The organism is Gracilibacillus marinus, assembly GCF_042651725.1.
GTDB lineage: Bacteria > Bacillota > Bacilli > Bacillales > Amphibacillaceae > Gracilibacillus > Gracilibacillus marinus.
Map to the genome: position 1 here is coordinate 143,973 of NZ_JBHSDV010000002.1, position 23,270 is coordinate 167,242.

The 23,270-nt window shown below is 36.0% G+C and carries 22 protein-coding genes; 17 read left to right on the forward strand and 5 right to left on the reverse strand.

Annotated features, from left to right (window positions below; translation table 11 throughout):
* The first annotated feature begins 213 nt into the window (after positions 1-213).
* The 3 genes from ACFOZ1_RS08545 to ACFOZ1_RS08555 are packed head-to-tail and all read left to right on the forward strand — an operon-like array spanning position 214 to position 2,530.
* Entirely contained in the window at positions 214-654 is a 441-nt protein-coding gene (locus ACFOZ1_RS08545) for a hypothetical protein (RefSeq protein WP_390198461.1), read from the forward strand.
* The gene (locus tag ACFOZ1_RS08550) at positions 651-1,871 is read left to right on the forward strand and encodes an ABC transporter permease family protein (protein WP_390198464.1); all 1,221 of its coding nucleotides are present in this window, start codon (positions 651-653) and stop codon (positions 1,869-1,871) included. Before ACFOZ1_RS08545 ends, ACFOZ1_RS08550 begins: the two co-directional genes overlap by 4 nt.
* Positions 1,868-2,530 carry an ABC transporter ATP-binding protein gene (locus ACFOZ1_RS08555; RefSeq protein ID WP_390198467.1) on the forward strand — a complete coding sequence of 221 codons (663 nt, stop codon included), beginning with the start codon at positions 1,868-1,870 and terminating at the stop codon, positions 2,528-2,530. The genes ACFOZ1_RS08550 and ACFOZ1_RS08555 overlap by 4 nt, the downstream gene beginning before the upstream one ends.
* Positions 2,531-2,811: 281 nt before the next feature.
* Here ACFOZ1_RS08555 and ACFOZ1_RS08560 read toward each other — a convergent pair whose 3' ends face one another.
* From ACFOZ1_RS08560 to treP, 4 genes are all read right to left on the reverse strand, one after another.
* A complete protein-coding gene (locus ACFOZ1_RS08560; protein ID WP_390198470.1) occupies positions 2,812-3,774 on the reverse strand; it encodes an aromatic acid exporter family protein in 963 nt (320 codons plus the stop codon).
* 218 nt (positions 3,775-3,992) lie between these two features.
* Positions 3,993-4,637: an FMN-dependent NADH-azoreductase gene (locus ACFOZ1_RS08565; protein ID WP_390198473.1), complete on the reverse strand. Its 645-nt coding sequence runs from the start codon at positions 4,635-4,637 to the stop codon at positions 3,993-3,995.
* A 188-nt stretch (positions 4,638-4,825) separates the two neighbouring features.
* The gene (treC, locus tag ACFOZ1_RS08570) at positions 4,826-6,475 is read right to left on the reverse strand and encodes an alpha,alpha-phosphotrehalase (RefSeq protein ID WP_390198475.1); all 1,650 of its coding nucleotides are present in this window, start codon (positions 6,473-6,475) and stop codon (positions 4,826-4,828) included.
* Between the two features lie 85 nt (positions 6,476-6,560).
* The gene (gene treP, locus ACFOZ1_RS08575) at positions 6,561-8,510 is read right to left on the reverse strand and encodes a PTS system trehalose-specific EIIBC component (protein WP_390198478.1); all 1,950 of its coding nucleotides are present in this window, start codon (positions 8,508-8,510) and stop codon (positions 6,561-6,563) included.
* 382 nt (positions 8,511-8,892) lie between these two features.
* On the opposite strand from treP, the gene ACFOZ1_RS08580 reads away from it, so the two are divergent.
* Positions 8,893-9,660 (forward strand): GntR family transcriptional regulator, encoded by a 768-nt coding sequence (locus ACFOZ1_RS08580; protein ID WP_390198481.1) that lies wholly within the window; start codon positions 8,893-8,895, stop codon positions 9,658-9,660.
* A 161-nt stretch (positions 9,661-9,821) separates the two neighbouring features.
* The gene (locus ACFOZ1_RS08585) at positions 9,822-11,465 is read left to right on the forward strand and encodes an amidohydrolase (RefSeq protein WP_390198484.1); all 1,644 of its coding nucleotides are present in this window, start codon (positions 9,822-9,824) and stop codon (positions 11,463-11,465) included.
* Positions 11,466-11,765: 300 nt separating this feature from the next.
* On the opposite strand, the gene ACFOZ1_RS08590 is transcribed toward ACFOZ1_RS08585, so the two are convergent.
* Entirely contained in the window at positions 11,766-13,139 is a 1,374-nt protein-coding gene (locus ACFOZ1_RS08590; protein WP_390198487.1) for a PTS transporter subunit IIC, read from the reverse strand.
* 161 nt (positions 13,140-13,300) lie between these two features.
* Here ACFOZ1_RS08590 and ACFOZ1_RS08595 point away from each other — a divergent pair, with 161 nt between their 5' ends.
* The 12 genes from ACFOZ1_RS08595 (at position 13,301) to ACFOZ1_RS08650 (ending at position 23,236) form a co-directional block, all read left to right on the forward strand.
* Positions 13,301-14,296 (forward strand): LacI family DNA-binding transcriptional regulator, encoded by a 996-nt coding sequence (locus ACFOZ1_RS08595; protein ID WP_277679929.1) that lies wholly within the window; start codon positions 13,301-13,303, stop codon positions 14,294-14,296.
* Positions 14,297-14,546: 250 nt separating this feature from the next.
* Positions 14,547-15,206 carry a ribulose-phosphate 3-epimerase gene (gene rpe, locus ACFOZ1_RS08600; protein ID WP_277679930.1) on the forward strand — a complete coding sequence of 220 codons (660 nt, stop codon included), beginning with the start codon at positions 14,547-14,549 and terminating at the stop codon, positions 15,204-15,206.
* A gap of 18 nt (positions 15,207-15,224) precedes the next feature.
* A complete protein-coding gene (gene rbsK / locus ACFOZ1_RS08605; protein ID WP_277679931.1) occupies positions 15,225-16,145 on the forward strand; it encodes a ribokinase in 921 nt (306 codons plus the stop codon).
* 609 nt (positions 16,146-16,754) lie between these two features.
* Positions 16,755-17,306: a sulfurtransferase TusA family protein gene (locus tag ACFOZ1_RS08610; RefSeq protein ID WP_390198492.1), complete on the forward strand. Its 552-nt coding sequence runs from the start codon at positions 16,755-16,757 to the stop codon at positions 17,304-17,306.
* A gap of 12 nt (positions 17,307-17,318) precedes the next feature.
* Complete coding sequence (locus ACFOZ1_RS08615) at positions 17,319-17,714, forward strand: DsrE/DsrF/DrsH-like family protein (RefSeq protein ID WP_390198494.1); 396 nt, start codon at positions 17,319-17,321, stop codon at positions 17,712-17,714.
* Positions 17,715-17,797: 83 nt separating this feature from the next.
* The gene (locus tag ACFOZ1_RS08620; RefSeq protein WP_390198497.1) at positions 17,798-18,925 is read left to right on the forward strand and encodes an MBL fold metallo-hydrolase; all 1,128 of its coding nucleotides are present in this window, start codon (positions 17,798-17,800) and stop codon (positions 18,923-18,925) included.
* Positions 18,926-18,968: 43 nt separating this feature from the next.
* Positions 18,969-19,196, forward strand: a complete 228-nt coding sequence (locus ACFOZ1_RS08625) for a sulfurtransferase TusA family protein (RefSeq protein ID WP_390198500.1) — start codon at positions 18,969-18,971, stop codon at positions 19,194-19,196.
* Between the two features lie 63 nt (positions 19,197-19,259).
* The gene (locus ACFOZ1_RS08630; protein ID WP_390198502.1) at positions 19,260-20,042 is read left to right on the forward strand and encodes a sulfite exporter TauE/SafE family protein; all 783 of its coding nucleotides are present in this window, start codon (positions 19,260-19,262) and stop codon (positions 20,040-20,042) included.
* A gap of 97 nt (positions 20,043-20,139) precedes the next feature.
* Positions 20,140-20,430, forward strand: coding sequence for a metal-sensitive transcriptional regulator (locus ACFOZ1_RS08635; RefSeq protein WP_390198505.1), 291 nt, complete (start codon positions 20,140-20,142; stop codon positions 20,428-20,430).
* Position 20,431: 1 nt separating this feature from the next.
* Entirely contained in the window at positions 20,432-20,791 is a 360-nt protein-coding gene (locus ACFOZ1_RS08640) for a rhodanese-like domain-containing protein (protein ID WP_390198508.1), read from the forward strand.
* 15 nt (positions 20,792-20,806) lie between these two features.
* A complete protein-coding gene (locus ACFOZ1_RS08645) occupies positions 20,807-21,106 on the forward strand; it encodes a rhodanese-like domain-containing protein (RefSeq protein WP_390198510.1) in 300 nt (99 codons plus the stop codon).
* A gap of 195 nt (positions 21,107-21,301) precedes the next feature.
* Positions 21,302-23,236, forward strand: a complete 1,935-nt coding sequence (locus ACFOZ1_RS08650; RefSeq protein WP_390198513.1) for an SGNH/GDSL hydrolase family protein — start codon at positions 21,302-21,304, stop codon at positions 23,234-23,236.
* Positions 23,237-23,270 lie beyond the last annotated feature (34 nt).

Consider the following 23,270-nt stretch of genomic DNA (forward strand, 5'->3'; position numbering starts at 1 on the left):
TTATAAAGTACCATATTACTTTAATTATGAAGAATAACTTATTGTTTATACAGCTGTGTAGTTGGTATTTATTAAAAGTTGATACAATAAATGTATAGATGCCAACTAGGATTCTAACCCAAAAAGGTTCTAATATGCACATAAATGCTTATAATAGTGACAAAGAACGTTCACTCTGTTGGAGATTCACTCATTTAAGGAAGGAAGTAGTTTGTGAAATATTCTTTATTTAGAGTTATCGATGTTTTTGAGGCGATTGCTGGCTATCTTATCTGTTTTGCTTCAAATTTAATATTTATTTATGTACAAACTTTGAATTTAGAAGGTTCTTCTATTTTAAAGTCTTTCTTAAAAAGTATGATAGATTATCAGCTTATAATAAATATTTTTCTTACATCTATTTTAATAGTATTTCACTATCAATTTTTAAATCGTAGGAAAAAAGAAATATTCTGCCGCATCCTTGTAGGAGACACCATGGTAAATATTACAATTCGCTATATACTGAATAGTTTGGCTATATTAATATTTAGCTTTTTACTGTCACTCTCATTAAATTTTTATTTAGAGCTGAATGTAACCAGCAATCTCTACTTGGTTTCTATTTTTACTATATATATATTAATTAGTGCAGGTTGGGTGAAAAAGGAATGAGAATTTTACGTTTTTTTATAACTAGAATCTTTTTAAAAAGATGGATACTTGTTTTGGGTATGATATTATTACTTTTTTTAGCTAATTATGTTTCTTTTACTGCTGCTCGTTCCATTATTTCAACTTTTCAAGGTTACCAAGAACTAGAAAATCTAAATCAAGAAGGAACCTTTGTTGCTAATCTCGATCCGAATAGTGAAGCTGATTTTGATAAAATTGAAATAGGCGATACACAAAAAGTATATGAATATTTAAACAACAACTATACTTATGCTCTGCAAGCTAATGGTTTTGTCACCTCATTACAAAATGAACATAATATGGATGTTATTTTCAATTATATCAATGAAGAGGCTTATAAGATAAATCCATTTAACTTATCTCATGGAAACCATTTAAATTTTAATTATAAATTCAATAAAGAAAAAATACCTATTTTAGTAGGTGCAGGTTTGGCCAAAACATATCCTGTAGGGTCAAATATTGAGATTACAGATCCTGTCACCCAACAATTAGTTCAATTAAACGTTCAAGGAGTTTTGAAGAAGAATGCTTATCGTTCTAATTTTTATGCTCCCAACTCAAAGAATTATTTTAATTTTTCAATTTTTATACCTGTTAATGAGGAATTTATTAAAAGTGCGGGTCTTGACCTCCACGTTAATAGTTTGATGGACATGGTGCTTCTTAATTCAACGAAAGAGGAAGCAATGAATTTAAAAGAACATATCCAGGAAAATCTAGGTTTAGAGTTTAATTTTTTTAATCAAGAAGAAAACTTTAAGTACTTTGAAGAATATTATGTTAATTCATTAAAAATCATCTGTGCTATCACTTTTATATTACTCATAATTATTGTTTGTCTAGCTACATGGAATACGTTAATAAGTATTCGATTAATGATTAAGGATTTTACAATCAATTTATTAGTTGGACTAAGTTATTCAAAACTAAGAGCAATTTTTTATAGTTACTTTGGAATCTTGTTTTCTATAATTCTTGCCATTTTAATTGGGATAACCGCATTTGATAGATACGGTTTCTGGTTAAGAAAAGATCCAATTTTTTCTACTTACGGAGTGTTTGGAATAATAAGTATGGATTGGTTGGCTTTACTTATTGTTCTGTTAATAGATTTTATTATTGGATTTATGATTGTTGAACTTTCGATAAGAAAAATTAAAAGTATTCCGATCTCCGTGGGGGTATTACAATGAATAGTATAATTAAACTGGAAATTGAGAAAAAAACATTCAAGAAGAAAGGTTTTTCTATCTTAAATGATTTCGAGTTGGAGGTTAAACCTAGGGAAAGAGTTTCTATTATAGGAGAGTCTGGAGTTGGAAAAACTTCCTTGCTTAATATTATCGGTCTACTTGATACACAATATCAAGGGTGCTATACGCTGTTTGATTCATCTGTTAAGGATTTATCACGAAATAAATTAGCTGAGTGGCGTAATCAAAAAATTGGTTTTGTTCTTCAGGAGTCTGCACTAATTAATTCCTTGACCATAGAGGATAATATTAAATTGCCGCTTATGTACGCTAACATAAAAAAAGACTCAACTACTGAAGATCGCTTTAACCGAATTGTTAATAAAATTGGGATTGAGTCCATTTTGAAAAAAAAACCACTTGATTGTTCTGGTGGCCAACGAGCTAGAGCCGTTTTTGTTAGGGCTGTAATTATGAATCCCCAAATAATTTTATCAGATGAACCAACTGCGTCTTTAGATTTGGAAAATAGAGAAAAAATTATCAGTCTACTTTTTGATATGAATAAAGAATTTAATACTACTGTTATTACAGTGACTCATGATTTAGATTTAGCCAATCGCCATGACCGAGTAATTACTCTAGAAAGGAATGATTAAAATGGGATTTTATATAATGATTATGTCGTTCATACTTGGCGTATTTTTCGCTATTGTTGGGGTTTCTCGTTGGAAACGGAATTTTTTATACAAGTTTTTCGTGGTGCTTGGAGTCATTCTCATTCTTTTAGCTGTTTATCTGGCAATGCCTCGTTAAGAATCATAGTTATGTAGGAGTTATATTTGTTATCTGAGGTAATGATAAGTATTGTTATCCTTCTCAGATATAGAAAAACAGAGTTATTTCTTACCAAATAACTCTGTTTGTATTCACCGTGTATCTACCTCTTAGATGATAACGGCTCAAATTTCTTCTGAATCTTTAAATAATTTTCTATTTCATACAGTAAATGAAATAATGTAGATCGTACTTCGAATTCTTTTCTGGAAATCGGAAGCTCCATCTCCCGGAATTCTTCTGTCAATTTATGCAGCTGATATAAATAGAGGAGTGCAGTATTTCCTGGGTGCACACTTTTACTCAATTCTTCCATAAAGGCAGCTATTTTTTGACTTTGTAGGACTGTTTGGTCAAGCGTTGAGATTAGTGATAGCATACGTTCGATAATCTCAAATTGTTTTTCTCTCATTTTAAAATAATGATAAAAGTAATCATCCTGTCGAAATAAATTATTATCCATTGCTTTTAATGAATATGCAAGCCCATCATCAATTTTCTTAGATATGGTGATGAGTTCCTCTCCGCTCCAATCCGTATTATTCCTCTGTAAATAGCGCGCATATTCATACCAGACTTTCTTAAAAGACTGTTCGATTTCTCGTTGGAGGTTGCGCATTTGCTTTTCGTTGCTTGGCATATATGTATTCATTAAGAGTGCCGCTCCGACCCCAATCAATAATAGCAAGATTTCATTGAACAGAATACCGAGTGAAACTTGTTTGAGTGTGTAAAGGTGCAGCATGAACACAGTACTTGTCACAATGCCTTGTCTTGCATTAAAGTACACGACTATCGGGATGAACACGAGCAGTAAAGCACAGAGGGCGATCACATTGTACCCGATTAATTCAAATATGACTGTCGCTAAAGCCAATCCAATGACACAGGCAACAATCCTCTGCCATGAAGCCTTTAGAGAATCTTTTCTTGTCGCCAACACACAAAGGATTGCGGTAATTCCAGCTGACACATAAAAATCAAGCTTCAACTGTTCTGCTATGAATATAGCAAGTGCCGCACCTACAGCAGTTTTTAGTGTGCGGTGACCGATGATTTTGAACATATAGCTTTTCCTCATTTCATGATATGCAGTAAAGGTGTATTTTTATTATAATCCAAATGTTCCATGTTAAAAACCAATAACGAGTAGGCCAATATTTGAAGAGGAAGGTTTAATTTGAGGAAAGATGGCTCTAGTTTGGATTGGAGAGAACGGATGAGGGAAAATAAAACAACCACACGCATTAACTCCGTGCGTGTGGTTGTACTATTTTTTTCAAATTAAACTGTAACTGCCATTTTTAACAGGCGATTTGCAGAAGCTTTTACTTCTTCCAGGCCATTATGAATAATTTCCTGTGTTTTATCAGGCATTGCCTGGTGACCTTCAATAATTACTTCGTCGATAATTTCCATACCGAAAATGCCACCAAATACGTTACGCATATAGTTCACAGACATTTCCATTGGAGCTGCTTCTGGTGTGGAGTAAATCCCACCACGAGCGTTTAGGAAAATAGCTTTTTTATCTGTCATTAATTGAATCATGTTACCTTTAGAATCATATTTAAATGCAAATCCTGCAGCATAGACATAATCAATAAATGTTTGTAATTTAGCTGGAATGGTTAAATTCCACAATGGGAATGCGAATACGACTACATCTGCAGCAGTGACTGCATCCATGGCTTTTTGTTTGGCAGCTAAAAGACGAGCTTCCACATCTGTTAATTCTTCCCCATTTTGTACCTTACCAAAAGCGTTGAAGGCATCTTGACCGAAGTATGGTGTATCTTCTTCATACACATCGTAAGTTGTTACATTTACCTCTTTACCTTCTAATTCAGCCATAAATGTTTCATACATTTTGCTAGAAATCGCCTCTGTTGATGGGCGGTTGTTTGCTTTTACTACTAAAATATTCATATTTAAAGTACTCTCCCTGTATGTCTAATTAATTTTTTGCGAAATAATATTATACATGAAAAGAACTTTTTTAGGTAGTACGCACTTTGAAGTGGCATAGTATACTTGAAGATACTCTTAGGTGATAAAAGTTGGATAGGGTACGTTTCATTACATTGTGCAATGAAACGTACCCTATCTATGAAAAGCTATCCCTCATAATACACAACAGACTCATATGGCCTTAACGTTACAACATCCTGACCTGTAATCGAATCCTCATAATTAGATATCCATATGTCAGCATCACCTATGGGAAGGTCAATGGTGACTTCTTCTGCATAAAAGTTACTCACAACTACTAATTTTTCATTCTTCCATTTTCGTGTATAGGCAAAGATTTGCGGGTGATCTGCTAATAGTAGCTCATAATCGCCATACGTAATGATGTCATATTGTTTTCTCAACTTAGCGAGTTTTTGATAATGACGGAAGATCGAGTTAGGTTCTTGAAGGGATGTTTCTGCATTAATTTGATTGTAATTAGATGCTAGTTCTATCCAAGGCGTTCCACTTGTAAAGCCTGCATTTTCTTCATTTGACCATTGCATCGGTGTTCTTGCATTGTCTCTGGACTTTTGTTGTAAAATTGCTATGATTTCCTGCTCGGACTTTCCTTGTTGCTTCAGATTTTCATAAGCATTTAATGATTCGACATCACGATATTGCTCAATCGATGTGAAACCAGGATTTGTCATACCAAACTCTTCGCCTTGATAAATATAGGGCGTTCCTTGCATCATATGGATGGTCGTTGCCAGCATTTTGGCGGATTCCTTATGGTACTTTTTATCATCACCAAATCGGGAAACGACACGCGGTTGGTCATGGTTACACCAGAATAGTGCATTCCATCCGCCACCTTCATGCATACCGACTTGCCAATGGGATAGGATTTGTTTTAGTTCCACGAAATCAAACGGAGCATTTGTCCATTTCTTGCCTTCTGGATAATCTACCTTTAAATGATGAAATTGGAATGTCATATCTAATTCTTGTCGTTCTGGCTTTGTATATAGAATACAATTTTCTAATGTCGTCGAGGACATTTCTCCAACTGTCATCATCTGATAGGGCTTAAATGCTTTTTGATTGAATTCATGTAAGTATTCATGCACACGTGGACCGTCTGTATAAAATTTTCTTCCATCACCAGTGGAGTCATTTGGGAATCGCTGATCTTTCGAAACAAGGTTAATGACATCGAGCCTAAACCCATCGATTCCTTTTTCCGCCCAAAAACGAGTCACTTCTACTAACTTTTCTCTAAGCTCGGGATTTTCCCAATTGAGATCTGCTTGCGTGACATCAAATAAATGTAAGTAATACTGGCCGGATGCTTCATCATATTGCCAAGCAGGGCCACCAAACTTTGATTCCCAATTGTTCGGTTGCTCGCCGTCGATAGGGTCTTTCCATATATAATAATCACGATACGGATTGTCCTTCGATGTAGCTGCTTGTTTAAACCATTCGTGTTCTGTTGACGTATGGTTGATCACTAAGTCCATGATGAGCTTCATTCCACGCTCATGCGTTTCATCTAATAATTGCTGAAAATCATCCATCGTTCCGTAAGCTGGATCAATTGCATAATAATCACTAATATCATAGCCATTATCTTTTTGTGGCGATTTGTAAACAGGTGTCAACCATAAGACGTCCACACCTAGCTCCTTCAAATAATCAAGCTTCTCAATGATTCCTTGGATATCTCCTGTCCCGTTTCCTGTAGTATCGTTAAAGCTCTTAGGATATATTTGATAAATGGTTGATTTTCTCCACCATGCTTCATTCATTCTGTTCACTCCTACATTGTTTGAATTGTGTATAGGAACAAGTACCAGATATTAGTATTGCTATCTGGTACTCGTTGCATTCTTTCTATAACTTACGTTTTGCAATAAAATACGTAATTAAAAATGGGATGACAATAACAATTACCATGCCGATTAAGAAAGAGATCCATCCAGCTGGCACAATCGATAATGGAGCTGGAATACCACCAACACCAATCGAATTTGCCTTTACGCCTTGTAATGTAATAAACGCACCAGCTATTGACGTACCAATTACTGCGGCAATGAATGGGTATTTATAGCGTAAATTGACCCCAAACATCGCTGGCTCTGTAATTCCAAGCCATGCAGAAATACCTGATGTTCCTGCTAATCCTTTTAGTTTTTCATCTCTTGTAGCGAGCATCATCGCAAATACTGCGGCACCTTGTGCAATATTGGATAGTGCCAGAATTGGCCATAAAAATGTCGATCCTGTACTTCCAATCAGTTGTAAATCTACTGCTAGGAATGTATGGTGCATCCCTGTAATAACAAGTGGAGCATAGATCGCGCCATAAAGTAGTCCACCGATTACTGGTATCGCCTCAAATGTTGTCACTAATCCTTCTGTAATCCAGTTGGCAATGGTGAAGGTAATTGGTCCAATTACAATAAAAGAAAGAAATCCTGTTACAAGTAATGCCACTGGAGCAACGACTAATAGCTGAAGGGAATCGTGTACTCGTTTACGTAAGAAAATATCTATTTTTGCTAATACCCATGAAGCAACTAAAACGGGTAGTACTTGACCTTGGTAACCTATTTTTTGTACTTCTAAACCAAAAATGTTCCAGACAGGGATATCCCCTTCGTTGACAGCACTACTGTAGTCCCATGCATTCATTAATGCTGGATGCACAAGGATTAAACCTAACACAATACCTAATAATTCACTACCGCCAAACCGCTTGACAGCAGACCAACCGATTAATCCAGGCAAGAATGTAAAGGCGGTATTTGCGATAATATTAATCATATCTGCAATGCCAGCCCATTGTGGGTATGTTTCTATAAGTGCAGGTGCTTCTCTACCGAAAATTCCTGGATTCGCTAAAATATTATTAATACCCATTAGTAGACCGGCAGTTACAATGGCAGGTAAGATCGGAATAAAAATATCTGCTAATGTTTTAATCGCTCTCTGCAGAGCATTTTGCTTTTGCCCACCAGCAGCTTTCACGTCATCTTTGGATGCTTCTTCAATTCCTGTTTCAGCAACCATTGCTTTATATACTTTATCAACAGTACCTTGACCAATTACAATTTGATATTGGCCATTTACAGAAAAGGATCCTTTGACAATTTGCATTTCTTCTAATGCTTCTCCGTTTACTTTGTCCTCATCTTTTAATGCAAAGCGTAAACGTGTCACACAATGCGTAGCTGCCTGGATATTCTCGACGCCGCCAATTGCCGCAACAATGTCTAATGCTTCCTCACTATACTGCATGCCACTTGAAGGCGATTTCATGGATGGTTTATTTTTTTCCTCAACTGGTTCGGTTCCGGTTGTTTCTGCTTTCGCCTTTGTAGTGAACAGTACCGAGTCGAGGGCGATTACTTCTTTTTCCTTTGTTTTCTCTAGTGTCTCAAATTGATCTCCATTCGTTACAATGATTGGAGTGAGGTGACTATCTGCTTTTTCCTTAATCAGCTCTACATCAAATGTGATTAATGGATCGCCGACTTTGACCTTGTCCCCTTGCTTTACATGTGCTTCAAACCCTTCTCCATCTAGTTTCACCGTATCGATTCCAATATGGATTAATAATTCAATTCCAGAATCACTTACAAGACCAATGGCGTGTTTCGTCGGAAAAAGTTGAACGACTTCTCCATCCACTGGAGCGACTACTTTCCCGTCTTTTGAGTCAATTGCAATGCCATCTCCCATCATTTTTTGAGCAAAAGTAGGATCTGGTACCTTGTCTAATGGTACGACATCTCCACTCATAGGAGCATAAATTAACATTTTATTTTCTTTATTTGCCATGAAATATCCTCCTTCACATCACTTTTCGGCGTGTTTGGACAAATGAATGCCGATCTACTTTATATATCTATATATACCCAGACTTTTTTGGATGAAACAGAAGGCAATTGAAGAATTATTTCGACCATCACTTAAAAATAGTACACTCCACGTGGAAAAACTATGAACAAGGAGAATTAGATTCAAGAAAACAGTGGGATTTGTCATACCTACATCTATTAATTAAATAGGTTAGGATCCCAACTAATGAAGAAAAAGCGTGGTAGATTAATTTACAAGGTATAATACAAATTCCTTTCTATCTAGTAAAGTACTTGTTAATACAACTGCTTGTCGTTACAACTGGAGAAGTAGTTAGATAGGAGGAGATACTATCGTTAATTTGAATAGTAAAGTACCTTATTATTTACAGTTGAAAGATTTGTTGTATGAACAAATGTCAAATCGATATTATAAAAAGGGTCAAAAATTACCTTCTGAATCAGAACTTGCTCATGAACATGGGATTAGTAGACCGACAGTAAGGCAGGCATTGGGCGAGTTAGTACAAGAGGGATATTTAGTAAAGAAAAGAGGTCTTGGGACATTCGTAGCGGAACCGATTGTAAAGAACAACGCACAAATTTTTACCACATTTGCCGAAGAAATGAATCAAACTGGGCACAAGCATAGTGCTAAGCTGATTGAAAAAAGAATAGTGACAGCAACGAAGAAAATGTCCCTTGACTTACAAATTCCGCAAGAGAGCGATATTTTTAAGTTTGTTCGGCTTCGTTTAGCAGATGGTGAGCCAGTGGTTATTCGAACTTCTTATATTCCCTATTCCATATACCCTAATTTATTGGAAGAAGATCTAGAGAATGACTTGGTCTACGATATCTTAGGGAGAAATAATATTATACCGATGAAATCAACTCAACGATTCCAAGCAGTAGGTGCATTACCAGAAGAAGCAGATTTATTAAATATAAAAGAAGGTGATCCACTCCTGTTGTGGAACGGTATTGTCTTTGGTGAGGGTGGAAGACCAATTGAACAAATGAGAGCAGTATATTTAGGTTATCAATTTTTCATTGAGCAATCGAGAGATAACAACAATAGTACTCAGGTTATGGAAGAATGGAAAGAATTAAGTACACTTCATTTTTAACATTGCCAATTGGTTTAGGTAATCCATATTCAAAAAAATAGTGTGTTAAAAGCCTTGACAAATTCTTTGATTAGTAAAGCAAAACTTGTAATAATACTTGTAAATACATCATGATGTCATTGCAAATAACTGAAAGAAAGGGGCCAAATAAAGAAATATCTTTGTTATTCATTAATGCAAATGTAATTACTTTAGACAATGAAAATAGAATAGCGGGTTCCGTAGCGGTAGCTGAAGGAAGAATCATAGGCATATGGGAAAAGAATGAGCCGCCAGAAGGAGAAATAAGTATAACCGAGAAAACAAACGTAGTAGATTTAAAAGGAGCGACATTGCTCCCTGGATTTATCGATACTCATAACCACATATTAATGTATGGAACAATGCGAAATATGCTTAATTGTAGTACGCCTCCAAATGAAACAATAGAAGATATTAAAACGTTAATTGCAGAACAAGCACGTATCACGCCTACTGGTGAATGGATTGTCGGATTTGGGTATGATGATACGTTATTAGCTGAAAAACGTCATCCTACACTTAAGGATATTGATCTAGTGTCACCTAATCATCCAGTGATGTTAATTCATACTTCCGGGCATTTAGCTGTTGCTAATACGGTAGCATTAGAGTTGGCAGGCTTATCTGATGATACGAAAGATCCTCAAAAAGGTGGACATTATGGACGTGACAGTAATGGGAAATTAAATGGCGTTTTATATGAATCAGCAGCTCAGATGCCAGTAAGGATGAAGATGCCAGTAAAAACAGAAAAAGAAATGCTAGAAGATTTGGAGTTTGCTGCTAAGCAATATCTTGCACAAGGAATAACAACAAATTCGGATGCTGCTGTGAGTACATTAGCTGAATTAGAGGTTCATACCAAAGCTGCAGCGAGCGGTATTAATCCAATGAGGACACACCTGATGTTAATGCATCATCTATTGCGTAAAGGGGAAGCATTTGGTGAGTTTACAAATGAAATGCTGGATGAGGAAATTAAAAAGAAATCAAATGGTTTAGCTCGGTTAGATAGTGCAAAAATGTTTCAGGATGGCTCTATTCAAGGATTAACAGGTGCATTACGTAAGCCTTACTATAACAACCCTGATGTATATGGTGAGTTGATGTTCACTCAAGAAGATTTAGAGCAAGAAGTATTAGATTTACATCAACGGGGATTTCGTGTTACAACCCATGGAAATGGAGATAGAGCAATAGGTTCAATTATTGATGCCTATGAAAATGCACTTAAAAAAAATCCACGCAACAATCATAAACATCGAATTGAGCATTTACAATCAGCTACAAGTGAAGATATTGCTAAAATGGCTCAATTGGGAATTGCAGGTTCTTTCTTTATCAATCATGTTTACTATTGGGGAGATCGTCACGAACAAATTTTTCTTGGACCTGAAAGAGCGAGACGAATTAGTCCTCTGAAAGATGCAGTGGATAATGATGTATTGTTCACTTTACATTCGGATTGCCCTGTTACTCCGATTTCACCATTATTCTCAGTGTGCGCTGCTGTAAATCGTAAGACAAGTAGTGGTAAAATCTTAGGACCGGAACAACGTATTGATGTGATTACTGCCTTGAAGTCTATGACTATCTATGGCGCAAAATTAATAATGGATGAAGAAAATGTTGGTAGTATTGAAATTGGAAAATGTGCAGATTTTGTTGTGTTGGAAGAGGATCCTATCTCTGTGGAGCCAGATAGAATTAAAGATATTAAGATACAAGCTACCTATATTGAGGGGCAGATAGTGTATGACGCAAAAGATTTATCCAATCATTAGGAATGAACATGCTGATTTCCATCGTGTGTCAATTAAATTGATGAAATAGGTAAAATAGGAATGTAGTAATCATTGGATGCACCACTGATTTAGACAGTAGAAGATTTGCAATTATTCGTGTATATAGGAAAAGAAGTATTTAAAAAAAGTAACAAATAAAATTGGTTGACATGAGTCTCATACTCACGTCAACCAATTATCTACTTTTATCTAAATGGAGAAAGGAATCATACAAGTCCTTTTCGCTTAACTCATTAAATTTAGACTGTATGTAATGTCATATTCTAATTTAACAATTATTTAATGCGCTTTTTTCATCTGTTTGAAATACCAGAAGAATAGACCAACATACGCTACAATCGATAGGATTGAGAAGGAAATGTATGTCCAATCCAATGTAGTGACAGATTTACCTATTAAAATAGCCATCATTTTTTCAATTGGATCAGAATCCACTGCGGAAATTAAAGCATCTGTTGGTAATCCCGCTGGGAAATTATTCATTGCTATAGATGTTTGAGTTACAAAATCAGCGATCAAAGTTGCTCCCCATAGGAATATAGGAATGAGAATCGTTCCTATAAGTGTCATTCTAACAACTTTCCCTTTTGTAACAATTAGCAATGCTGGTGCTAATACAGTTAAAATAATACCACCTAATGGTAGTACAGTATTACCCGGAAGGAAAATAGCGATTACTAAAAGGATTGGAGCAAGAATATTTGCAACAGCCCATAATTCTGCTTTTGTTGCAAGGATTGGCCAATCAATGGCAATCAATAGCTTTCTTCCTCTGAAACGCTTACTCATATGCTTCGTAATCCCATTTGATAATGGTTCAATTGCAGGACCGAACCAGCCTCCAACTAGACCGAATAACTCTAATGCCACACCACCAGTAAATGCTAGTGTTAAGATTTCAGCTGTAGATTGTTGTCCGAGGAATCCGATAAAGATACCTAAATAAGCACCAATAGCAAATTTACTTCCCCAGAATCCGATTTTATTGTTAAGCGCTTCTGCATCAAAGTCGAATTTATCAATAAAAGGTAATACTAAATCAATAAATTTATTCACAACCATCACTACAGGCGCTATTAGTAAAGATGGGTGCGCAGTTGTTGTAATGTTACTTTCATCGTAACCAAGTAACTCATTGATTGTTGGCTTAATCACATCTGCATTTTTTAACATTAGTGCATAAAGCATTGCGATAAATAGTGATGTAATTAAAAGATTATTATTTGAATAATACATTAACAGTAAACCTAATACAGAGTAATTCCAAATATTAAATAGATCCACATTTAATGTTGTTGTTTGTTTTGTTACTAGCATAATAAAATTTACAACTAATGAAATAAAAGCAAAATAAAGTGTATACACAGATCCCCATGTAATAACGGCAAGGGGAGCCCATCCTAAGTCTGTTACAGATAAAGAGACGCCAGTTGATTCAACAAAACTCTCTAAAGCTGGCCCAAAAGCACTTGTTAGTAAGGAAATAACAGCACTCATACCTGTAAGTGCGACAGCCATTCTGAGACCGCCTTCAATGGATTTCGAAATGGAAACCCCAACAATTAAAGAAAGAATAGTGATCACAACAAACATAATTGCTGATCCACCTAAACCTATAAAAAAGTTAAAACCTGAATTTATTGCATCTATCATTTTCATTACCTCCCAAATACGTAAGTAACCGGTTACGTAAGGGAAGGTTAATTTAAATTTATCAGATAAACTTTTAAAAAGCAATAGATTTTTTTTGAATTGACAAAAGTAAAATTAATGATTATACTTCTTGGTAACCGGTTACGTAGAGAGGGATGTAGATGTCTTATACAATGAGAGATGTTGCAAAAAAGGCTGGTGTTTCCGTTGCTACCGTATCAAGAATTATGAATGGTAAAGGCGAAGCAAGCCCAGAAACAATTGCAAAAGTAAAGAAAGTCATTGAACAGCTAAATTACAAACCAAATTTGCTTGCTAAGAGGTTATCTGAGCGTAAATCGAACCTTATCGCATTGCTTGTTCCAACATTAAATAATCCATTTTTTCCTGAATTGGTACGAGAGATTGAAAAAGAAGCAAATAAAAATGGATATCAAATCTATCTTTGCAACAGTGATGATCAAAGAGAAAAAGTAGAATATTATTTGGACTCTATGGTAAATCACTATGTCAGTGGTGCAATTATAAATTCCTTACATGTAGACGAAAATGATTTATCTATACTAGAAGAAAGAGGAATTAGAACCATTACGATTGACCGCGCAAATTTTGACCACTCTTATTCTGCTATCACTGTAAATCATAAAGCAGGTGCTCAGAGTGCGGTAAACCATCTGATTCAAGATAATCATTGTAGAGATATTGTTTTTATCTCAGGCCCTAGAGACGAGAAGAGTGCGATTGATCGTTTGTTGGGTTACAAAATGGCTCTTGAACAGGTAGAGTTTCCTATTCAGACAAAAGTTGTATATGGAGATTTTGAAACAGAGAGTGGTTACCAACTCATTCAAAAGTTATTAATGGACGGCGAGAAGTTTGATGGGATTTTTAGCTCAAATGATGCGATGGCAATTGGTGCAATACGAGCGTGCTATGAATTTGGAATTCAAATCCCGGAGCAAGTAAAAATCGTGGGATATGACAATATAAATATGACGTCTTATTTGCACCCAAGATTATCAACTGTTGATCAATGTAAAGAAGAGATAGGCGCATTGGCAATTAAGGAATTAATAAATCTATTTAATAATAGAAGTGAAAAACCTAATCACTATGAGTTAAAGCCGAAACTAATTATCCGTGAGTCATCACGATAAGAAAACTCTAATGGCCATTAGATAATGGCTTTTTATGGGTATTCCGTAATCGGTTACGCTCATATGTACTTAAGTAGTCCGTATTATGATTTGACCAATACATTACATTCTCTTATTTGTAAGAGTACATCGACTAAAAAGATTATATGAGCTTAATCGGACTGTAACGTAACCGATTACGCTCGAGATTTACTAGTGTATCTATACGAGTTAAAAAAAACTAGTATGGAACGGAAGAGGAGTAGAAAATATGAGTAAATTAGGACCGTCACTGATGTGTGCAGATTTAGGAAATATAGAAAGAGATATAAAAGCATTAGATGATGCGGGAGTGGATTTCTACCATATAGATATCATGGACGGAAGGTTTGTACCAAATTTTACACTAGGTCCAGACTTTGTAAAGAAAGTAAGAAGTTTAACCAAAACTCCGATTGATGTACATTTAATGATTCAACAACCTGAGCTATACATTGATTTATTTGCGGATGCTGGTGCCGATATGATTTCTATTCATCAGGAATCAACAGAAAATCTCCAACGTGCACTCACAGAAATTAAAAGTAAAGGACTTAAAGCAGGTGTCGCTATTAACCCTGCAACTTCTTTAGAGTTTATTGATTACGTGTATGATGTGATTGATTATGTGGTAGTGATGACAGTTAACCCAGGTTTTGCAGGTCAGAAATTCATTACGACGATGTATGACAAAATTGCAAAACTACATAGCAAAATTGAGGAACTTGGACGTCCAATTGAAATTCAAGTAGACGGTAATATTGGCCCGAATACTATTCCGAAATGTCATGAAAGTGGAGCAGACATGTATGTATTGGGAACAAGTGCTGTATTTAATAGTGAAAATAGCTTGAAAGAAAATGTCAAAAATACTAGAAAATTATTTATTTAATTAATGGAGGATTCCGACATGAAATATGATATCGTTGTTTTAGGAAGTATTAATATGGATGTAATAGTAGAGTCACCTAAATATCCAAATTATGGTGAAACATTGTTTTGTGATGCAATCTCAATGACTCCTGGTGGAAAAGGTGCGAACCAAGCTGTAACAGTTGCTCGCCTAGGAAAAAAGATTTCTTTAATTGGAGCAGTTGGTAAAGATAATGCAGGTAATCAGTTATTAAAAAACTTGCAAAGTCAAGGTGTAGATACAACAAATGTTCTTGAAATTACTGAAAAAGGATCAGGTACATTCGTGGCGATTGTTGACGAGACAGGCGAAAATACTATGGTTGGTACTAAAGGTGCCAATGATTACATTACGGAAGAAGATGTTAAAAAAGCATTTGAAAACATTGAATCAACTATTCTTCTTTTACAAATGGAAACAAGTAAAGAATCTATTATTGCGGCAATGAAAATCGCAAAAGAACGCGGTATGTTTGTGATTCTTGATCCGGCTCCAGCTGGTGGAATTTTTGAAGAAGCATTCCAGTATGCAGATTTAATCTTACCGAATCAGCAAGAAACAGAGAAAATCACTGGCATCAAGGTAACGGATGAGAAAACTGCGTTAGAGGCAGCTAAAAAGATAAATAGCCTTGGTATTGAAAATGTAATCGTCAAGATGGGTGCACAAGGAAGTCTTGTTTATCAAAATGGAGAAAGCACTCTTGTGGATTCTATTAAAGTCGATGCAGTAGATACTGTAGGTGCTGGGGACTGTTATGCAGGCGCTATAGCATGTGAGTTTTTAGATTCTAATAATCTTGTGCAAGCAGCTAAATTTGCTAGTGTTGCGGCAAGTATTAAAGTTTCAAGAACAGGTGGTCATAACTCCATTCCTACATTGATTGAGATGAAGGAATATGAAGAGCAAGTAAAATAATTGTTGAGAAATACTAACTAGATAGATGAAGTTAATTTTTCACACGCTTTCTGCTGACTTAAGTAGCGAAAGCGTGTTTTTTTGATGCTTGAATTTTGTATATGTTTGCAATACGTGCTCTTGATCTTATTCTTAATTTTTTGACACAAATATCTCGAATGTAATAGTAGATTAATTAATGGAAAGTTCGCTGATATTTAGTGAGAAAGGAGAATGTATGATTATCGTAATTCACTAAGTTCTAAAATTAAAGTAAGTGAAACCACTTATAAAGGCGAGGAACCGTGGATTATAAGATGACAATACTCAATTATACAAAAAAAGTGGCAGTTGTATGCTCCAATATCCTATATAAGATAAACGTAAAACGGAACACAACACATGTAAACCCATCTAAAAAAATAAAAAGAGTTGACATTTTACCCCTATGGGTATATATTAATCATGTAATTGATTTTCAACAAGTTAAATCAATGGAAATTATAAAAGGTATCTTTTGAACGTCGTTAATAATAACGACTTATTTCATGCCAAAAAATATACCCATATAGGTATAAAATATGTAATCAAAATTTTTCTATTGAGAGTCATACCATGGGAGGTAAATGAATGATACGAGCAAATTATCAATTAGATGCAAAAGGCTTAGCTTGTCCAATGCCAATTGTAAAGACAAAAAAAGCAGTCAAGGATCTTGAAGATGGTCAAGTATTGGAAGTGCAAGCTACAGACAAAGGTTCCAAAGCAGACCTGGCAGCATGGGCAAGTTCTGTTGGACACCAGTATTTAGGAACTGTAGAGGAAGGCGAGGTTCTTTATCATTACATTCGCAAAGGCTCTAATGAACCAGAAGTGGAGAAAGCATTTGAACACACTGTTTCACTTGATGAAATAGAATCAGGTGATGGTTTGATTTTAGATGTACGTGAAGCAGCAGAGTATGCATTTGGTCATATTCATGGTGCAAAATCGATACCAATGGGTGAATTAGAATCACGCCTTGAAGAATTAGATAAAGAAAAAGAAATTTATGTGATTTGCCGTACAGGGAAAAGGTCTGATTTAGCAGCACAACTTTTAGCAAACAAAGGTTTTACAAAAGTCTATAACGTTCTACCTGGTATGAATGAGTGGAACGGAAATATATCAAAAGAAATTTAGGAGGAATGGATCATGTCAGAAAAAGTAGCTATTATCGCGTCAAACGGAGGATTGTTTGATGCATACAAAGTATTCAATATTGCAACAGCAGCAGCAGCTTCAGATAAAGAGGTACAAATTTTCTTCACATTTGAAGGACTAAATTTAATTCATAAACAATCTATGCATGCATTAGAAATGCCAGCAGGAAAAGAACATTTTGCTGAAGGATTTGAAAAGGCAAATGTTCCTACCATCCCACAATTAGTTGAGATGGCACAAGAACTAGGTGTTACATTTATTGCATGTCAAATGACAATGGATGTGATGGGTCTTACGAAAGAAGATTTCGTTGATGATATTGAAGTTGGTGGAGCAGTAACATTCCTAGAGTATGCAAAAGATGCATCACCAACATTAACTTTCTAAAGAGATGATTAAACTTCAAGCAGTGGGGAAATTCTCCATTGCAAAAAAATAAATAAAATTATACCTATGGGGGTAATTAAAGAATGACAGTAAATAAATGGACAGCAGCAAAAGTTGCTCGAAAAGTAATTGATAATGAAGCATTGTTTATTTTAGATGTTCGCAATCAGGATGCATTTGAGGATTGGAAAATTGAAGGGCATACATTTGAGTATGTAAATATTCCTTACTTCGATTTATTAGATGGTGTAGAAGAGATTTTGCCTAAACTTCCAACAGATAAGGAAATATTAGTAGTTTGTGCGAAAGAAGGGTCTTCCATTATGGTAGCTGACATGCTATCTGATGCTGGTCGTGAAGTTGCTTATCTTGAAGGTGGGATGAAGTCTTGGAGTAGTTACCTAGAACCAATCAAAGTCTCTGATTTAGAAAATGGTGGGGAGCTATACCAATTCGTTCGCTTAGGAAAAGGTTGTTTATCTTATATGGTTATTTCTGAAGGCGAAGCAGCTATTATTGATGCAGTACGTTACACAGATGTATTCACAAACTTTGCGAAAGAAAAAGGGGTAGAAATCAAGCACGTATTTGATACGCACCTACACGCAGATCATATTTCAGGTGGACGTCACATTGCTGCAAATACAGGAGCAACGTACTACCTACCACCAAAAGATGCAACAGAGGTGGTATTTGATTACACTCCTCTTACAGAAGGATTACATGTAAAAATTGGAGCATCTCAAATCGATGTAAATGCACTGTATTCACCTGGTCATACCATTGGTTCTACCTCATTCGTAATCGACAATCAGTTCTTGCTAACAGGTGATATCTTATTTATCGACTCCATTGGTCGTCCCGATTTAGCAGGACTTGCAGAAGATTGGGTAGGTGACTTAAGAGAAACATTATATTCCCGTTATCGTGAATTAGCAGAGAATTTAATTGTGTTACCTGCACACTTCATGATTATTGATGAATTAAATGAAGACGGAATGGTGTCTAAACGACTTGGTGATTTATTCAAAGAAAATCACGGCTTAAATATCGAGGATGAAACAGAATTCCGTCGTACCGTTACAGATAATTTACCGCCACAGCCAAATGCATATGAACAAATTCGGCAGGTAAATATGGGTAAAATCACACCTGACAATGACGAACAAACAGAAATGGAAATTGGTCCAAATCGTTGTGCGGTTCGCTAGTGTAATATAACTAAAGTAGAAAATGAAAAAGGGGAAAAATGAAATGAACATTACAAAAACATTAGATGCAAAAGGCTTAGCATGTCCTATGCCAATTGTGCAAACCAAAAAGTCCATTGACATGATTAACTCTGGTGAAGTACTTGAAGTGCTTGCAACAGATAAAGGGGCAATAAATGATATCCCAGCATGGGCAAAATCAGGTGGTCATACTGTATTAGAACAAAAAACAGAAGAAGATGTTCTGTATTTCTATATTCAAAAAGGATAATGAAAAACACATAGCGAGTAGCATGAACTACTCGCTTTTCCAAATTAGAAAGAAGGATTAGTCATGGATGTAATTTTTATCATCGTTGTATTTGCAATTGGGTTTATTGGTTCTTTTTTATCCGGTATGTTAGGTGTTGGTGGTTCCATTATTAAATACCCAATGTTACTGTATATCCCCCCTTTATTTGGTCTAGTAGCATTTACAGCCCATGAAGTTTCTGGAATAAGTGCAGTACAAGTATTGTTTGCTTCGATTGCAGGTGTATGGGCATACCGTAAGGGTGGATATTTAAACAAACAGCTCATCATTTATATGGGTGGAGCTATTTTAATTGGGAGTTTAATTGGTAGTTATGGTTCGAGTTTCTTATCTGAACAAGCAGTGAACGTTGTGTATGGTATTTTAGCTGTGACTGCGGCTGTAATGATGTTCGTACCAAAGAAACAAATGGACGATGTACCTTTAAATAATGTTATCTTCAATAAGCCATTAGCGGCAATATTGGCATTAATTGTAGGTATAGCATCTGGTATAGTTGGTGCGGCAGGTGGATTCTTACTTGTACCAATCATGCTTACGGTATTACACATCCCAACACGCATGACGATTGCAACAAGTTTAGCAGTAACGTTCATTTCTTCCGTCGGTGGAAGTGTTGGTAAATTAGTTACTGGACAAGTAGACTATTGGCCTGCTGCTATTATGATTGTAGCAAGTTTATTAGCGGCACCACTTGGAGCCAAAGTAGGAAAGAGAATGAATACTCAAATTTTACAAGTAATATTGGCACTCCTCATTGCGGGTACGGCTATAAAAATTTGGATAGATATCTTAACTCAATGAATGTCTAGATTTTTTGAGAAAACAAATGAAAATATAGGAGGATATCTTATTAGTAGTTTTGAGATTATCGGTTGTTCGCGTACAGGAGGAATAATAGATGGAGTATGATAAATCTGTTGTAAATCGTTTAAAACGTATTGAAGGCCAAATTAGAGGCGTATTAAATATGATGGAGCAAAATAAAGATTGTGGGGAAGTCATTACTCAATTATCAGCATCTCGCACCGGTATTGATCGTACAATTGGATTGGTTGTAAGCATGAATTTAGAACAATGTGTTCGAGAGAATATGGATAATGGCGAAGACACGAAAGAACTTGTAAAAGAAGCAGTCAATTTATTAGTGAAAGCAGATAAACGTCATAATGAAAGCAAAGGAGTGCGATAAGATGGATATGATACAATGGATTCTTGTTATATTGATTGGACTCTTTATAATAAATCGTTTTATACCCAAAAAGGGCATTACAAACATCACAGTTCAAGAAGCAAAAGATAAATTAAGGGATAAAGATGTTCAGTTTATTGATGTTCGTACACCTAATGAATATAAAGCAAATCATCGTAAACCGTTTAAAAATATTCCACTTTTCGATTTGTCTAATCAAGTAGATACATTGAAAAAAGATAAGGAAGTCGTTGTGATATGTCAAAGTGGTATGAGAAGTGCAAAAGCGGCAAATATACTGAGAAAAAAAGGGTTTGCGAACATTTCTAATGTCCGAGGTGGCATGAATGCTTGGTATTAGAAAGGATGACAAGTGATGGCGAAACAAATCGCACCAGAAGAAGTAGCTAGACGTCTTCAAACGAATGAAGAAGTGTATATCATTGATGTTCGTGAAAATAGAGAAATATCTGATGGTAAGATTCCAAGTGCACATCATATTCCTTTAGGTCAGCTTGCGTTACGCAAAGGTGAACTGGACAAGGAGAAGCGCTATGTAGTTGTTTGTCAATCAGGTAATCGAAGTAAAGCAGCTTGCGGCATACTAGAGGCATTAGGTTTTGAAGTGGAAGATATGATCGGCGGAATGAATAATTGGAATGGAACGATGGAGTGAATAGGTCAAAACAGTAAGGAGTTAAGCAATCTTTACTGTTTTTTTTGTGTAGTAAAATGGTTTAATTTGGTGATATTTTCCTTAAAACGATTACCAAAACCCAATAATCTTGCTAAAATAGAATACAGTCAATCTACCACATCTAGAGAAATGATGCAGCTCACCATCCAATACTAGATTAGGAGAGAAAAAATGATGACACAAACATTTTCATTCAATTTCACAAGTGCAGTAAAAGCGGATTTTATCCAAGTAAACAGTGATGCGATTCCTGTATACAATGAAGAAGTGGGATATGGTTTTGTGCCTTTAACGAGTGCTTTCCCGCCGCGGGTTGTTCATCTGAGGAATATACAGGCAACGGAAGATGGATATATCCTCTCGGAACCTTATTTTCAAAAGTGTATGTCAGAGAGCCCGGATGATTACAATCATTTTGGTTTCGCATTTCGAGTGCAGTTACCTCCTGGTGGGTATCACATCAATGTAAAGACAACTTGTCCTATTAATGATGCCATGATATCTATTTCAGGTATGCGTCCAAATGCCCCCGAGAGGGATTGTTACTGGGATGCGGCTAAACAGATTCCAGTAAAACAATTTGTTAAGTTTAAAGAGGATGAATGGCATTTTTCTTATGCAAACGGGCGTGAATTTATTGATATAGAGGTAGAGCCAAAAGTGACAAATAGGACTGTTGGTATAAAGGAAATCATCATTACGCCAATTCCTGCCTTAGAGCGTCGGGAGAGGGAGAATCCGACTTTGTTTTTACTTGGGGATTCTACGGTTAAATCCTACACATTTGACGAAGCGCCGATGCATGGATGGGGCCAGGTTTTTTATTCATTTTTTAATGAAGAAAAAGTGAATGTGGTCAATTATGCGATGGGTGGCAGGTCTTTTAAAAGCGCGTATAGTGAAGGCAGGTTTAATGATATTTTGCTCACAGCAAAAGCGGGGGATTATATCATTCTACAATTTGGTCACAATGATGAGAGAACAGATGAAGGCGAGCGATTCGGGCGTGGTTCCACAGAGAATATGTACAGGGCTTATATCAAGCATCTGTATATTCCTGCAATTCGTGCTCGTGGTCTTATTCCTATCTTTGTCACACCAATGTCTCGGATTGATAGTAGGTTAACAGAAGGGTGCTATCGTAACTCTTTTGTAAAAAGAATGTTCCCTGACATGTTGAAGGAAATCGGAAGAGAATTAAAAATCACGACAATTGATTTAAACACAAAAAGTTTAGAATATTATAATGAAATTGGCGTAAAGGCAACGAAAGCATTGTTCATGTCCATCGAAGCAGGCGAGACACCGGGGAAGACGAATGACGGGACCTATGCCAATGGTCACCCATCCAATAAGATTGATGGCACCCATTTTAAAGAAGCACTTGCACATCCATTCGCACGTATAATTGTGACAGAGTTTGCTTTGTTGGGTAGCAAAGGGAATCTAGTCGCGAAAGCAATCACGAGTTTTATCACAGATTCTGTTAAAAAGGCAATCACAACAGGTAATTGGGATGAAGTGTTGGACCAATGCTGTAAAGATACGATGACTGGTGATCAGGCTTACTATCGGAATCAGATTGAAAAGGTCGTGCAATTAAAGGTGATGCATAAAGATGAATGCGGTTACTTCTATCCGAATCGTCCGATGGAGACAGAGGAATTCCGGAGAGCTGTCGCATCTATAATGAAAGTAAATCTGGATCAGCTGACAACTTTTCAAGAAAGATATATCACAAGGGAAAGGATGGCTGTCGTCTTATATGATGCATACATGGAACGATTCGATGGTCACAAGCTTCGTTATATGACAGATTATAATGATGTGGAGAATCATATTACCTATGATCCACTTACACCTTTTGAAAAATTGAAGGATATAGCTGAGATTTCCCCTGTGTTATATAGGAAGGTAAAAGGGGCGTATGAACTTGGACTCGCGCGGTCTGAGGAAGGTATGGTTAGAGGGAAAATTACAAATGGGACGTACTTTGAACCGAGAGAAGTGGTTACACGTGCGAAGGCAGCTAAGGCATTGTATTTTATGTGGGTGTTGAGTCATCCGATTGGGGTGGAGAATGGTATACAATGGACGCGAGTAACATAATATGGTTCGTGTGTAAAAAAACGGAAAACCATAT

Excerpts from the sequence above, each read along its gene's own strand:
- ACFOZ1_RS08650 (WP_390198513.1), top strand. The coding sequence starts at position 21,302 with ATGACACAAACATTTTCATTCAATTTCACAAGTGCAGTAAAAGCGGAT.
- ACFOZ1_RS08630 (WP_390198502.1), top strand. The coding sequence starts at position 19,260 with ATGGATGTAATTTTTATCATCGTTGTATTTGCAATTGGGTTTATTGGT.
- treC (WP_390198475.1), bottom strand. The coding sequence starts at position 6,475 with ATGAATGAAGCATGGTGGAGAAAATCAACCATTTATCAAATATATCCT.
- ACFOZ1_RS08635 (WP_390198505.1), top strand. The coding sequence starts at position 20,140 with ATGGAGTATGATAAATCTGTTGTAAATCGTTTAAAACGTATTGAAGGC.
- ACFOZ1_RS08590 (WP_390198487.1), bottom strand. The coding sequence starts at position 13,139 with ATGATAGATGCAATAAATTCAGGTTTTAACTTTTTTATAGGTTTAGGT.
- ACFOZ1_RS08555 (WP_390198467.1), top strand. The coding sequence starts at position 1,868 with ATGAATAGTATAATTAAACTGGAAATTGAGAAAAAAACATTCAAGAAG.
- treP (WP_390198478.1), bottom strand. The coding sequence starts at position 8,510 with ATGGCAAATAAAGAAAATAAAATGTTAATTTATGCTCCTATGAGTGGA.
- rpe (WP_277679930.1), top strand. The coding sequence starts at position 14,547 with ATGAGTAAATTAGGACCGTCACTGATGTGTGCAGATTTAGGAAATATA.
- ACFOZ1_RS08625 (WP_390198500.1), top strand. The coding sequence starts at position 18,969 with ATGAACATTACAAAAACATTAGATGCAAAAGGCTTAGCATGTCCTATG.
- ACFOZ1_RS08645 (WP_390198510.1), top strand. The coding sequence starts at position 20,807 with ATGGCGAAACAAATCGCACCAGAAGAAGTAGCTAGACGTCTTCAAACG.
- ACFOZ1_RS08615 (WP_390198494.1), top strand. The coding sequence starts at position 17,319 with ATGTCAGAAAAAGTAGCTATTATCGCGTCAAACGGAGGATTGTTTGAT.
- rbsK (WP_277679931.1), top strand. The coding sequence starts at position 15,225 with ATGAAATATGATATCGTTGTTTTAGGAAGTATTAATATGGATGTAATA.
- ACFOZ1_RS08565 (WP_390198473.1), bottom strand. The coding sequence starts at position 4,637 with ATGAATATTTTAGTAGTAAAAGCAAACAACCGCCCATCAACAGAGGCG.
- ACFOZ1_RS08640 (WP_390198508.1), top strand. The coding sequence starts at position 20,432 with ATGGATATGATACAATGGATTCTTGTTATATTGATTGGACTCTTTATA.
- ACFOZ1_RS08610 (WP_390198492.1), top strand. The coding sequence starts at position 16,755 with ATGATACGAGCAAATTATCAATTAGATGCAAAAGGCTTAGCTTGTCCA.
- ACFOZ1_RS08550 (WP_390198464.1), top strand. The coding sequence starts at position 651 with ATGAGAATTTTACGTTTTTTTATAACTAGAATCTTTTTAAAAAGATGG.
- ACFOZ1_RS08620 (WP_390198497.1), top strand. The coding sequence starts at position 17,798 with ATGACAGTAAATAAATGGACAGCAGCAAAAGTTGCTCGAAAAGTAATT.
- ACFOZ1_RS08560 (WP_390198470.1), bottom strand. The coding sequence starts at position 3,774 with ATGTTCAAAATCATCGGTCACCGCACACTAAAAACTGCTGTAGGTGCG.
- ACFOZ1_RS08595 (WP_277679929.1), top strand. The coding sequence starts at position 13,301 with ATGTCTTATACAATGAGAGATGTTGCAAAAAAGGCTGGTGTTTCCGTT.